This is a genomic window from Candidatus Tisiphia endosymbiont of Myopa tessellatipennis (assembly GCF_964031105.1).
Classification (GTDB): domain Bacteria; phylum Pseudomonadota; class Alphaproteobacteria; order Rickettsiales; family Rickettsiaceae; genus Tisiphia.
The window spans coordinates 381,938-395,338 of record NZ_OZ035005.1; the positions used below are offsets into that span (position 1 = coordinate 381,938).

General features: G+C 30.2%; 17 protein-coding genes. 10 read left to right on the top strand and 7 right to left on the bottom strand.

What is annotated here, in order from left to right:
• Positions 1 to 41 precede the first annotated feature (41 nt).
• Complete coding sequence (gene grxD, locus AAHN03_RS01870; protein WP_342278917.1) at positions 42 to 374, top strand: Grx4 family monothiol glutaredoxin; 333 nt, start codon at positions 42 to 44, stop codon at positions 372 to 374.
• Between the two features lie 79 nt (positions 375 to 453).
• On the opposite strand, the gene AAHN03_RS01875 is transcribed toward grxD, so the two are convergent.
• From AAHN03_RS01875 to AAHN03_RS01905, 7 genes are all read right to left on the bottom strand, one after another.
• A complete protein-coding gene (locus AAHN03_RS01875) occupies positions 454 to 855 on the bottom strand; it encodes a response regulator (RefSeq protein WP_341762987.1) in 402 nt (133 codons plus the stop codon).
• Between the two features lies 1 nt (position 856).
• Positions 857 to 1,633, bottom strand: coding sequence for a sensor histidine kinase (locus tag AAHN03_RS01880; RefSeq protein ID WP_342278918.1), 777 nt, complete (start codon positions 1,631 to 1,633; stop codon positions 857 to 859).
• Between the two features lie 289 nt (positions 1,634 to 1,922).
• The gene (locus tag AAHN03_RS01885) at positions 1,923 to 2,273 is read right to left on the bottom strand and encodes a transposase (RefSeq protein WP_342279153.1); all 351 of its coding nucleotides are present in this window, start codon (positions 2,271 to 2,273) and stop codon (positions 1,923 to 1,925) included.
• Positions 2,254 to 2,868, bottom strand: coding sequence for an IS110 family transposase (locus AAHN03_RS01890; RefSeq protein ID WP_342278919.1), 615 nt, complete (start codon positions 2,866 to 2,868; stop codon positions 2,254 to 2,256). Before AAHN03_RS01890 ends, AAHN03_RS01885 begins: the two co-directional genes overlap by 20 nt.
• Before the next feature lie 222 nt (positions 2,869 to 3,090).
• Positions 3,091 to 3,690 carry a recombination mediator RecR gene (recR, locus tag AAHN03_RS01895; RefSeq protein ID WP_341761947.1) on the bottom strand — a complete coding sequence of 200 codons (600 nt, stop codon included), beginning with the start codon at positions 3,688 to 3,690 and terminating at the stop codon, positions 3,091 to 3,093.
• 30 nt (positions 3,691 to 3,720) lie between these two features.
• Positions 3,721 to 4,206, bottom strand: a complete 486-nt coding sequence (locus AAHN03_RS01900; protein ID WP_341762989.1) for an RDD family protein — start codon at positions 4,204 to 4,206, stop codon at positions 3,721 to 3,723.
• Between the two features lie 103 nt (positions 4,207 to 4,309).
• Positions 4,310 to 4,960 carry an MJ0042-type zinc finger domain-containing protein gene (locus AAHN03_RS01905; RefSeq protein ID WP_342278920.1) on the bottom strand — a complete coding sequence of 217 codons (651 nt, stop codon included), beginning with the start codon at positions 4,958 to 4,960 and terminating at the stop codon, positions 4,310 to 4,312.
• A gap of 95 nt (positions 4,961 to 5,055) precedes the next feature.
• Here AAHN03_RS01905 and dapD point away from each other — a divergent pair, with 95 nt between their 5' ends.
• From dapD to AAHN03_RS01950, 9 genes are all read left to right on the top strand, one after another.
• A complete protein-coding gene (gene dapD / locus AAHN03_RS01910) occupies positions 5,056 to 5,877 on the top strand; it encodes a 2,3,4,5-tetrahydropyridine-2,6-dicarboxylate N-succinyltransferase (RefSeq protein WP_342278921.1) in 822 nt (273 codons plus the stop codon).
• 122 nt (positions 5,878 to 5,999) lie between these two features.
• Positions 6,000 to 6,689 (top strand): polyprenyl diphosphate synthase, encoded by a 690-nt coding sequence (gene uppS, locus AAHN03_RS01915; protein WP_342278922.1) that lies wholly within the window; start codon positions 6,000 to 6,002, stop codon positions 6,687 to 6,689.
• The gene (locus AAHN03_RS01920) at positions 6,676 to 7,338 is read left to right on the top strand and encodes a phosphatidate cytidylyltransferase (RefSeq protein WP_342278923.1); all 663 of its coding nucleotides are present in this window, start codon (positions 6,676 to 6,678) and stop codon (positions 7,336 to 7,338) included. The genes uppS and AAHN03_RS01920 overlap by 14 nt, the downstream gene beginning before the upstream one ends.
• On the top strand, positions 7,335 to 7,652 hold the full coding sequence (locus tag AAHN03_RS01925) for an FtsB family cell division protein (protein WP_342278924.1): 318 nt from the start codon (positions 7,335 to 7,337) through the stop codon (positions 7,650 to 7,652). The genes AAHN03_RS01920 and AAHN03_RS01925 overlap by 4 nt, the downstream gene beginning before the upstream one ends.
• A 14-nt stretch (positions 7,653 to 7,666) precedes the next feature.
• Positions 7,667 to 8,278 carry a ribonuclease D gene (locus AAHN03_RS01930; protein WP_341762199.1) on the top strand — a complete coding sequence of 204 codons (612 nt, stop codon included), beginning with the start codon at positions 7,667 to 7,669 and terminating at the stop codon, positions 8,276 to 8,278.
• Between the two features lie 34 nt (positions 8,279 to 8,312).
• Positions 8,313 to 9,746: an N-6 DNA methylase gene (locus AAHN03_RS01935; protein WP_342278925.1), complete on the top strand. Its 1,434-nt coding sequence runs from the start codon at positions 8,313 to 8,315 to the stop codon at positions 9,744 to 9,746.
• 10 nt (positions 9,747 to 9,756) lie between these two features.
• Entirely contained in the window at positions 9,757 to 10,890 is a 1,134-nt protein-coding gene (locus tag AAHN03_RS01940) for a restriction endonuclease subunit S (protein ID WP_342278926.1), read from the top strand.
• A 12-nt stretch (positions 10,891 to 10,902) separates the two neighbouring features.
• Positions 10,903 to 12,978: an ATP-dependent DNA helicase RecG gene (locus AAHN03_RS01945; protein ID WP_342278927.1), complete on the top strand. Its 2,076-nt coding sequence runs from the start codon at positions 10,903 to 10,905 to the stop codon at positions 12,976 to 12,978.
• Between the two features lie 125 nt (positions 12,979 to 13,103).
• On the top strand, positions 13,104 to 13,265 hold the full coding sequence (locus tag AAHN03_RS01950) for a hypothetical protein (protein ID WP_342278928.1): 162 nt from the start codon (positions 13,104 to 13,106) through the stop codon (positions 13,263 to 13,265).
• Positions 13,266 to 13,401 lie beyond the last annotated feature (136 nt).

Here is a 13,401-nt window from a genome sequence, read left to right on the forward strand (position 1 = left end):
TTTAAGAGTAAAAGAAGTTATAATTTTTATCAGGTTTAGGAATGTTAGAGAATAGAAATTTTGATTTTATAAAAAATGAAATTGCTAATCATGATATTGTATTATTTATGAAAGGCACTGCCAATTTTCCTCAATGTGGTTTTTCTGCTACCGTTGTTTCTATCTTAAAAAAACTTGGCGTAGAATTTCGTGATATTAATGTTTTAACCAATCCTAGCTTACGTGAAGATATCAAATCTTTCAGTGATTGGCCTACTATACCACAGCTTTATATAAAAGGGGAATTGATAGGTGGCTGCGATATAGTACGTGAGATGTATGAAAATGGTGTTCTTGTTTCATTATTAAAAAATAAACATATAATATCTAAGTAACCTCAATTAGATATAAGAATATTTATCTTATATCTAATTGCTTTATAAATGAGTATACTCTTCTACTTTGAGTATATATCTAGTTATGGAACTGCCTTATGGTTTCAAGTAGTTCTTCGTTTTTATAAGGTTTATGAATTAGGTATGTTGTTTGTTCTTGTAAGAATTCTTGCATTTCTTGGTGATTGCTAGAAAAACCAGTTTGAAAAATTATAGGAATATGTGCAAGGTTATCATCACTTCTTATCTGCTTATGTACTTCATAACCTGTCATATCAGGAAGAGAAATATCAAGAAATATTAACTCTATTATATTAGCATATATTTTAAATAAATTAACTGCTTCTTGTCCGGAATAAGCACTGATAATTTTATATTTTTGTTCATAATGTAGCACTAAATTTATTGCGTCATGGCAAATTGGTTCGTCATCAACAAAAAGTATAGTAAATACTTTTGCAATATTATCCTTTGTAAGCATTTTATGTCTCTTTTTTATCATATACAGGAATCATAAATTCTAATTTTGTTCCTCTTTTATGGTTATTTTCGGCATAAATATAACCATTATGAGCCAGTACAATTTCTCGGCAAATAGATAAACCAACACCTGTACCAAGAAAATTATTATTAGTTCGTGAACTACGAGTAAATACTTCAAAAATAGTCTCAAGTTCTGAGTCTGGAATTCCTATACCTGTATCGATTAGGCTAAAGCACCAATAAGGAATATTATCATGATTTTTTAAATCAATTACCGCTATAATTAATCCTTCCTTAGTATATTTGAGTGCATTATTAAATAAATTATTTAATAATTGGTTAATCCTAATTTTATCTCCATTAATCATTGCTTTTGTAATACTATGATCAATAAGAATAATATTAACTCGATCGTTAATTATGTTTAATTCTGTAAGTTGTTGCACGGTCTCTTTTATAGAAGATAATAGATCCATAGCAACAAAATTAAACTGCATTTTTCCGGTACTAAACTTAGATAGGTCTAGTAGGTCATTAATTAATTTTATAAGACGCTGATTATTTTTAGCTATTATACTGACATACTTTACGTGTTCTTGCTCATCCATTTTATCCCAATTTTCATATAAAAACTGAGCTATACTACTTCCCCCATGTATCGAAGTCCTAATTTCGTGAGTAACGTGATTTAAAATATTATCTTGCTCTGATATCTTTTGTTCTAATTCTAATATTTTAGTTTTTGAATTATTTCTTAAATTAAACCACGAAAACATCTTGTACCTGCAAATATAAAGAACTACAGGAATCAAAAATATGACTAAAATAGTCCAAAAAAGTTGGTACATATGCTTACTTTACTTAAAATAATTATATGCAAGATAAAATATAAAATAACTAATGAAAATATCTAAAAATTTCAAATTAACATTTCATATAAATAATTCTAATTTAGTAATCTTTGATAATTTATTAACAAAATTTAATATAATATATAACCAACAGCAATTATCTTTTTAAAAAAATTAAATATTTTTTATCTGTATTTTATATAAATAAAAAATATTATTGATTAACAACAAATACACGTTTTTGTTGAATAAGCTTATGGCAAACTTCCAGTAATTTACGCATACAAGCTACTGTCGCAACTTTTTTAGGTTTAAAATTATTAATAAGTCTGTCATATAAAGCTTTTAAATATTGAAAGCCATTTTTACCTGTTAGTACTGCCATATATAGTGCATCTCGTGGTATCTTTCTGCCTCCTCTAATGAATCTTCGACCTTGTTTATTACCACTATCTCGAGCATATGGCGCTATTCCAACCATAGCTGATAATTCGTTGCCGCTATAATTTTTATTTCCCAACTCAGGTAAAAAACTAATTAATTTACTAGCTAGACATTTGCCAATGCCAGGTACAGTTTCTAACTATTTTTGTTTTTTCTTGTAGTTCTTCTGATCCATCTATTATCTCATTTAATTTATCATCAATTTTAGATATTTCCTTTTGTAAGCATCCCATCAATGTTTCTATGCTTTCTTTGTCAATACCATCGACACTATTATGCAACCTCTTTTTTTCATTACTAAGCATCAATACTAAATCTTCCCGTCTTTGCTGATATCTCTTCAAATTTTCTGATTCAATTTGATGTATATAATTTGCTGTAAGTTGCATCTTATCACCGTAATACGCTAATTTAAAAGCATCTTGCTTGTCCGTTTTACAAAAATTTACTGACTTACTAAATGAATTAAAACTATAGGTATTTACCTTATGAATCCGTTGCTCATTACTATATAATTTTTGGCAAATTTCATCCTCGTAGCCTCCTGTGGGTTCGCACACTATTAGCTCAATTTTTTGCTCTTTTGTTAATTTTATAAGCTCTTCATGACCTAAATTATCATTTGCAAAACGATGATATTCCGGTTTACTGTTTGAAATATATATACATACATCAAGCCATTTTTTACTTACATCTAGACCTATTATTTTTTTCATAGTATAATCTCCTTCATCTTATTGTGCAAGGCTACTGTACTGCAGTACCTTCTGCAATTTGTTCAAAGCAAACTTAACGATAGAGGGTACTTATTCTGTTCACGACTATTTCAGTCTAGATTGCTTCAAGTCACCCTCTTACAACTACTTATAACATGTTTTTAAGATATAAGCTTATATATTATATTAAATTTTTCAACACAATAAATAATTTTTAATAAATTAGTCAAAAGGCTGTCTTAAGGTTATTGCAGCTGATAAAGTTCCTTCATCTAAATAGTCTAGTTCTCCACCTATTGGAATGCCGCTAGCTAATCTTGATATTTTGATAGTATAATCTTTAAAATATTCAGTAATGAAATAAGCTGTAGTTTGACCTTCTAAGGTGGAATTAGTTGCAATAATTATTTCATTAATGTTATTCTCTTGGCATCTAGCTAGTAATTCTGGTAGTCTTAATGCTTTAGAATTATGGCTACTTGCAGTTGATAAATTATGTCCTAGTACATGATAATATCCATTAAAAATACCACTACGCTCTATTGCCCACAATTCTGTCACTGTTTCAACAATTGCTATAATAGATTTGTTGCGATCATCAGATGAACATACTCTACAAATATGATGAGAATCTATGTTGCCACAAATATCGCACTTAACAACATTATTATCTACGTAAGAAAGAGCTGAAATTAAACCTTTTAACCTAACGTCTTTTTCTTGTAAAAGATGCAGGACTATACGCCTTGCTGATCTTTGACCAAGACTAGGTAGTTTGGAGAAAAGATAGATCAACTGATCTATTTCATTTAGTTTATTCATTTTAGCATACCTTTACTACTTATAACTGCTTTAACTCTTAATAACCACTGTTCCAGCAATTTTATCATGCAAAGCTTGGCGTTGTTTAGAAAAGAGTATAAACCAAATACCAACTAGCACTAATACATATCCACAAAATCTTTTAATTAATTGCCATTTACTAGGTTTTCCAAGAGTTATTGCATCTACTATTTTCATATGCATAATCATTTTTCCTGGAGTAGCACCAAAATAAATCCAAAAACCAATAAAATATGTTGCAGCTAGGGCAAAATTAATTATAAACATTAAAATAAATAATGTAAGAACACTACTAGCAGTTATATTTTGAACTAACTCCGGTTTCGTGCTACCCATTATTAGTATGTCCGCTATACTAGCTTTAAAAAAAAATAAAGACAGTTTAGATAACATAAAGTGGGTGATCGGAGTTGTAAAAATTGACAACAAAAACGAATCTAGGCAAGAAGCAAAGAGCCTAGGAATTAGTTTAGGGTATATAATTTGTTTATTCATTTTTTTCTATATATATCACGGAAGTTCGATGTAACTATTACATCGAATTCAGGTTATGTTATGGGAGTATTCGAACTGATTATAAATCTCTTTCAGAAGAAGTCTAATGTAATATGAAATCCAAACTATTACCAAGCATAATATTTAACACCTCACTTGAACGAGGAACTACATCAAGATACGTAGTAATGTCGATATGTTGCTTGGGGGACAGTTTAATATTTTTTTGATTCATTATATAGGATTTTACTGTTACATATTTTTTATTGAGCAATCTAACCCGAATAAGTGGTATTGTCACATCATGGTCGGAAGTATTACTTATCCTGTAGGAAACTTTCATTTGTCCCATTTCTTTATTTTGTTCAACATGTATATTTCTTATAGTTAATATATTATTATTCTCTTTATACAGAGCTGGTATATTAAACTTCTCGTGAAATAACATTAATAATAAGAAGACAATTAAACTAAGCCACAATAATATAGATAAAATATGCGATTGTTCAGGAATTTTAGTTGGTAATAAAGCCGGTAAGTTAGTACCTTTGGTTAAATATATTTTATTATTTTCATTAGTGCTAGCGTTTTTTGTGGTATTATCTGATATAATAGGAGGTTCTTGCTCATCAAACTCTGCCCTTTGATACCATATATGGTGGCATTTTGAACATTTGACCTTCCTACCAGTCATACCTATTTGTTCTCTTGAAACTATAAAGGTAGTGTTACAATTTGGGCAAGCAATACTCATTTACGTGATCTAATTTGTATACTCAAATTTGAGTATATAGGTTGACTTAAAAATAAAGTAAATTATGATTTTTTTAATAGTTTAGCAAGGACGTTATGCAAAAACACATCAATACTATAGAAGAATTGTGGCAAATACGCGATAAATTAACCAAGGATTCAGAAAAAACTAACTACGCCAAACAAATATTGAATAATATTATTGATGGTTTAAATCAAGGATTAATTAGGGTTTGTGAAAAAGAAGGGGCTGGTTGGCGAGTTAATCTTTGGGTGAAAAAAGCAATCTTATTACATTTTATTGTAACTGATTCGCAAATCCATTCTGGCGATTGTATGAAATGGTATGATAAAATTGCTCCCAAATTTTCTACAAATCATAATGAAGAATTATTTAGAACCCACGGCTGTCGTATCGTTCCCGGAGCATTTATAAGAACGGGGGCATATTTAGCTAAAAACGTTATTGTTATGCCTTCTTTTATTAATATAGGTGCATATATAGGAGAAGGAACAATGATTGATACTTGGGCCACCGTAGGATCATGTGCGCAAATAGGGAGGAATTGTCATATTTCCGGCGGGACAGGTATTGGTGGGGTACTAGAGCCAATACAAAATACCCCGGTAATAATTGAAGATAATTGTTTTATAGGTGCAAGATCAGAAATAGCAGAAGGGGTTTTAGTAGAAGAGGGAAGTGTAATTAGTATGGGAGTATTTATTGGTGCTTCTACCAAGATAGTAGATAGGGAAAGTGGAAAGATAATTTATGGTAGAGTTCCGACCTACTCAGTTGTAGTACCTGGCAGCCTGCCTGCTGATTCGGGAAAACCAAGTTTATATTGTGCAGTAATCGTTAAACAGGTGGATAAAGGAACTAGAAGTAAAGTATCTATAAATGATCTATTACGGTGAAAATTTCCTATAACTGACCGCAAATATATGTCCATTAATGGCATTTCTGTGTTATTATATAGCTAACCTGAGCAATAGTAATTGTGATAACTTCGAGTCATTCCAGCGTATATACAATAAATATGAGTACAATCAACAAAGTAAATCATTTAGCCATTATCATGGACGGTAATGCAAGGTGGGCTTTAGAAAAAGGTTTACCAAAATCTGAGGGACATAGAGCAGGTGCTAATAGAGTAAAGAAACTATTACCAGATTTTATAGAACTTAATATACCTTACGTGACACTTTATACTTTCTCATCAGAAAATTGGCGTAGGTCAAAGACTGAAGTGACCTTTTTACTAAAATTATTACGTTATTATCTAAAAAATGAGACTACACTACTACACGAAAACGGAGTCAAAATAAAAGTTATCGGTAGATTGGATATGTTAGATAATATGTTACAAAAACAAATCCATGATGCTATAGAATTAACAAAACATAATAATAACATAACTCTTTGTATTGCTTTTAGTTACGGCGGGCGAGCAGAGATTGTTGATGCATGTCAGAAAATCATCAATTCTAGTAAAACACAAATTAGCGAGGATGAGTTTGGTAATTATCTATATGATCCAGGAATGCCTGATGTAGATTTGTTAATTCGTACTGGTGGTCTATGTAGAATCAGTAATTTTCTACTATGGCAAGCTGCCTATGCTGAACTATATTTTTTACCTAAATACTGGCCTGACTTTAACAAACAAGATATACTAGAAGCGTTAAACGATTATTCAAAAAGAAAAAGGAATTTTGGTGCCAGATAAGAGGCTTAATATAGTAGTAAGAATATTATCAGCCCTAGTAATAGGATCAGTATTTATTATAGCGATAATGTTTATTAAGTCATTATTTTATATAGTTATGTTATTAATTGCCATAATTATGTTATATGAATGGTATCAAATGACAAAATCGTCCTTTTTTCATATATTACTGGGCTTTATTATTATTCCCATTCCTACTATATCTTTAATAATAATTGCTACTGAAGATAAAAATCGATGGCTATTATTACTATATTTCATTATAATATGGTCAGTTGATATATTTGCTATGATTGGTGGGAAGAATATAGGCGGACCTAAGCTGACCCCCAAGATTAGTCCTAACAAAACTTGGAGTGGATTAATCATAGGGGTATTAGCTAGTGGGCTTGCAGCGTTTTTATTAAGTTTAGTACCTAGCTTTGACTTACCAACTGACTATTTATTAAACAAACGGCACTTAATTATAGCAGCTATTTGTTTAGCACTAATAGCACAAATGAGCGATTTATTTATTTCATATTTTAAGCGTAAATTTGCTATAAAAGATACTGGCACTATAATACCAGGTCATGGCGGTGTTCTAGACCGATTTGATAGTATAATTCTTACCGCTCCAATATTATTTTTTATTATTAAAATATTATGAATTATCGATATTTTATTGATTCAGTTAAAAATTCCAAAAAGATAATATTTAATGTTTTGCTATCTTTATTATTAGCTTATTTTGTCTTCCATTCTATTTGTGGTAATAGAGGGATTATTGCTTATTTTACATTAAATCAACGACTCGAAAAAACTTATAGTGAACTAGAAAATTTAAGGGCAGAACGCATTGAACTTGAACATAAAGTAAAACTACTTAGACCAGAATCTCTAGATAGAGATATGCTTGACCAAGAAGCAAGAAGAGTTTTAGGGGTAGCGTTGCCAAAAGAACAGGTTTTTACCATAAAATAACTTAGGAGGTTATTATCAGTATTATAGTTTTTCAGAATGATCTCCCGGAAGATTTTAATATTGCAGGAGACCTAGCAATCGATACAGAAACGATGGGATTAAACTTACATAGGGATAGGTTATGCCTTTTGCAACTGAGTAATGGAGATGGTAAGGCTTACTTAGTAAACTTTATTGACAAGAATTACGTAGCACCTAATTTAAAAAAACTATTACTTGATAAGAATCGATGCAAAATATTTCACTATGCTAGATTTGATTTAGCAGCAATAAAAAAATATCTTGGAATAGATTTGGAGAACATATTCTGTACAAAAATATCTTCTAAACTGGTTAGAACCTATACTGACAGTCATGGTTTAAAGGACTTATGCCGCGAACTACTTTCAGTCCAAATTTCTAAACAACAACAATCTTCCTATTGGGGAAGGTTGGATCTTACAGCTGAACAAAAAGAATATGCCGCCAAAGACGTCCTTTACCTACATCAACTTCGTGCTATCTTGCAAGATATGTTACTAGCCGAAAATAGGTTAGATATTGCAAAACAGATTTTTAAGTTTTTACCTATTAGAGCTAACTTAGACCTAGTAGGATGGAACGATATTGATATTTTTATGCACTAAGCTCTAGATGCTGCGAACAAATATAGTTACTATTATGAGTGAAGAATTACTGCAACGCAACTTAATTAAAAATCCTCAGAAAATAGGAACTTGGAATTTTTATAATATTGGTGCAACAACTATTAGTGCTTTGAAAAAATATGATATAATAAGAAGTATAGATTATGGAAGTGTTGAACGTAGAAAAGTTGATGCAATTATTGTAAAGCAAAAGGAAGTTATAGCAATAGTTGAATATAAACATCCTAAGCAATTTAATACAGTTGACAAGAAAAATCAGGCTATTTTACAAGGAATTGAAGTTGCAAAGAAGTTAAAAACCAAGCTAATAATTGCAACTGATACTCAAGAAACGCTTTGGATTAATGTTGCAACTGGAAATAATATTAAAGATGCGAATGGTAATGCTTTTAAATATAAATTTAATCCAATAGATGAGAATTTACAAAAAATTATTACAGAAATAATACAATCGATAAATGAAAAAAATGATAGGATTTTACCTAAAAAACTAGTCAATCCAACAGATCTTTCCAAACAAATTTGGCAAGATATTTGGAGTGTAAGTGGTGCAACTCCTGAAAATTGCTTATATAGTTTTGTTGAGTTGTTTATATTCAAATATTTGAGCGATTTAAATATATTAACTGGTACTTATTCGTTTGATAAATTAATAGATATGTACAAATATGATGAATATAACGATGTACTACAACATTATGCAAATATTATAAGACCCAAAATAAAAGAGTTATTTCCAGAAAATCCTATAGATAAAACAACGATTATAAATTGCACTATATTTGTAAGTGAAGATCAAAAAGCCATTACTGGATACGGAACTGTCTTTAAAAAAGTTTTAGAAAAGTTTAGAAACTATGGTAAACTTGAACATATTGATCATGATTTTAAAAGCAAATTATTTGAAAGTTTTTTAAAGGCAAGTACCAGTAAAAAGCACTTGGGACAATTTTTTACACCGATCAAAGTGGTGCGTGCAGTGAATGAAATGGCAGAAGGTACATTAAAAGAAGGCATGACAATTTGTGACCCTGCTTGTGGTGTCGGAAAATTTCCTTTGGAATTTATAAAAGATAAACTTGATAAATTATTCACTATTGAAAATGGTGAAATAAAACAAAAGGTAAAAATAGTTGGTTTTGATAAAGGTTTTGATAAAGATGCACAAAGAATAATTATCTTAGCAAAGGCAAATATGCTGATTTATTTTTGTGACCTTATAAAAGATAATGCAGGGCTTACAAAAGGATTTGCTAATATATTCAACGAAAGCTTTATTTTAAAGAGGGAATCAATACTAGGTACATTATCAGAAATTGTTGAAAACCAGTATGATCTAATTCTGACAAATCCTCCTTATTTTAGTGATGGAAGTAGTAATTTTAAGGAAGAAATTGCCAAAACGAACCTAAAAAAACCATTACAAAATCAATGCAATGGGTGTTGAAGGTTTGTTTGTGGAATGGATTATAAAAGCTTTAAAACTAGATGGCAAGGCTTTTATAATTGTACCTGAAGGAATGTTTAACAGGCAAAATGATAAAAATTTAAGACAATATATTTTAGATATTTGCTATATTGATGCAATAATTTCATTGCCTGTTAAAACATTTTTTACAATTAGTAAAAAAACATACATTTTAGCATTAACAAAGAAGAATAATACTACTGAAATACAAACTGACCCAGTATTTACTTATTTAGTAAGTGAAATTGGAGAGAGTAGAGATATTTATAGATTTGATATTGAGCAAGATGATCTAAAAGAGGCAGTCAATTTATACAATGCTTTTAAAGGAAATAAAAAATATTTTGCTAAAATTAATCATGATAAGAGATGCAAAATACTGGAAGTTGAATGGTTTAAAAATAATTTAAGAGATTGGAATATTGATTGCAATTGGAGTGAAGAGGAAAGGATAGAACTTGGAGCAATAGATAAGTTTAATCTAATTTCTACAATAGAGTTTAGCTCTATACTTGAAGACACATCTCAATCATTAAATAATGCATCTATAGAAATAAAGGATGAATTTCATATAGAGACCTACTCTCCTCTTTATAAAGAACTGTCAATAGCTAATATTTTTAAAATTAAAAAAGGGTTAGCAAAATATACAAATATTTTTGTCAAAAATCATAAAGGTGATTATCCCCTATATTCAGCACAAACAATTGATCGAGGTATTATTGGTTACATTGATAGCTATGACTATGATTGCGAATGCTTAACGTGGACAACAGACGGAATTTATGCTGGCACAGTATTTGTGCGTAACGGTAAATTTTCCATGACAACACATTGCAGAGCATTAATAACCAAAATACCAAATATTTCTTTAGAATATGTATATTCCTATTTGACTGAAAACCTAAAAACTTATGCAAAAGGTACTGATAATAAAAGAGTTACTGTTGAAATTATCAAAAATGTTAAAGTCAAAATCCCAATAACTCAATCAGGAGAATTTGATCTACAGAAACAAAAAGAAATAGCAGAAAAATATCGTAAAATTGAAGAAGTAAAAAGAAATCTGAAAGCAGAGCTAGAAAAAATTGAAAATATTAAAGTTGATATAGGATTATACTAATTAAAAAAATATATGTTAACTATCAGTAAGTTTTTTTTCTTACCAATTAAATCACGTATTAACGTTAGTGATAATATAATTATTGGACTTAAAAGATTGGGAATAATCAATTTAAGAGATTTGTTATTTTATAGTCCTACTTCTTATCAAGTTAAAATAATTTCACCAAATTTATCTTCACTAAAAAATGGTCAGTTAATTCAAACTGAAATAACAATTGAAGAAGTTCTTGTGCCTAAGAATAAAAAACAGCCTTTGAAAATTTTAGGATATAATGAAACTGGCTCAATTCTGCTGATATTTTTTAATAGACCCTCTTATTTTATCCTAAGTAAACTTACAATAGGCAGTAAACATACAATTAATGGTAAGGTACAAGTTTTTTCTAGCTTACCTCAAATATCCCACCCAATATTTATTTTGGATCAAAAACTTACCAGCCCCCTAGAACCAATATATCCTTTGACCTATGGGATAATTAATAAGCAACTTTATTCCTATATAATAAAGGGGCTTGATTTGTTTGAAAAAGAGTGGTGCTGTATTCCTGAGAGTTTTCAAGAAGTAAAGGACTATACTAAATCATTATTAGAAGATTTAAAAACTTTACATTTATATCAGGTTAAAACTAAGAAATTAGAAGAATTACATACTCAAGCCTTAAGACGATTGGCAGAAAAAGAACTTTTTGCTAATCAAATTTCATTACAATATCTCCGCCAGCAAACAAAATTAAAACAAGGTAATTCATTTACAGGGTCTAGTCAGCTACAACAATCAATACTTAAGACATTAGGCTTTGAACTCACACTAGACCAAAAAAAAGTAATCGAAGCAATTGAAAAACATCAATTATCTCCTACAGAAATGATGTGTTTACTCCAAGGCGATGTTGGCTCTGGTAAAACCTTAGTAGCTTTATTGACAATGGTCACTGTAGCATACCATAAATTTCAAGCTGCACTAATGGCTCCTACCGATTTATTAGCAAACCAGCATTACCAATTCTTCGTTAAAGCCTTAAGTGAAACTGGAATAAGGCTTGGTTTACTTACTGGAAAAATATCTAGCAAAGAACGAAACAAAGTTCTATCAAGTCTAGAAAACGGAGATATTGATATATTAATTGGTACTCATGCATTATTTCAAGAAAAAGTAAACTTTAAAAATTTAGGTTATATCGTCATTGATGAACAGCATAAATTTGGTGTACAACAACGGTTGGATTTAATTAACAAAGCCTCGCATCCCGATGTTTTGGTGATGACCGCAACCCCTATTCCTAGAAGTCTTACTTTGACCATGTTTGGAGATATGGATATTGCTAAATTAACAAGCAAACCAAAAAATCGACTACCAATTATTACTAGCATATTGCCAAAGACCAAGCTAAATGATGTAATTTCAGTTTTGGATAAAAAGCTAAAATTTGGAGAGAAAATTTACTGGATATGTCCCCTTATCGATCAAAATGATGAAGAGTTAACAACACAGGCAAAAAATACAGGATTAATCGACATCAATACTAGACTAGTTACCATTGAGAATGCCTACCCTAGCATTACAGGTACTATACATGGTAAAATGAAAAATGAGCAAAAAGATATGATTATGCACCAATTTAAGAATGGTAATATTAAAATCTTGGTTGCTACAACTGTAATTGAAGTGGGTATCGATGTACCAGAAGCAACCTTAATCGTAATAGAAAATGCTGAACAGTTTGGTTTAGCTCAGTTACATCAGATAAGAGGTAGAGTTGGACGTGGAACTTTACAATCTCATTGTATTCTTCTATATGATCCTCAAAAATTAAGTATGGTTGCAAAATCTAGATTTGAAGTGATGAGAAACAGCAATGATGGTTTTTATATAGCAGAGCAAGATCTACTCTTAAGAGGTAGCGGAGAAATATTAGGAACAAAGCAAAGTGGTGAAATAAGATTCTTTTTTGCTGATCTAGCTAGAGATTTAGACCTTTTAACTAAAGCCAATAAATTAGCAGAAGAAGGTTCAAAAGATCATTCTGAACTCTCTCTACTTCAAACAAAATTATTTGCTAGAGTAGAGTTTAATGAATTGAACTAACAGTTCAACCGTTATTCATTCTGAAGTTATATACTTAGGTAGAACTTCAAGAATTGGCGTTGTCGTGTCTAAAGATCGAAGCTGCTCCGTTACTCATGTACGCTCCTCATCTTCGAGACGAAAAAGTGCTTGAAACGTCTAAAGAATCAGGTTTGCAGTGGTTTTGGCATGAAGTTTGTAGTCATGTAAACATCACTTTTCTACTTGACATACTAAAAATTAGTCAACATAATGCTTATTATGTGTATTACCATTGTTTTGTTTCAAATAAAAACTCTTGTCATTAAAGTACACTTTTATCAGTATTTCTTTATTATAAAATTCCACAGGTGAAAAAATGTAGTCAGTAACGAGAATTTAATTCTACACTCCACTCGTCGCATAATACTCACGTTCTATAGCATAATTTCTGCTCATATTTAT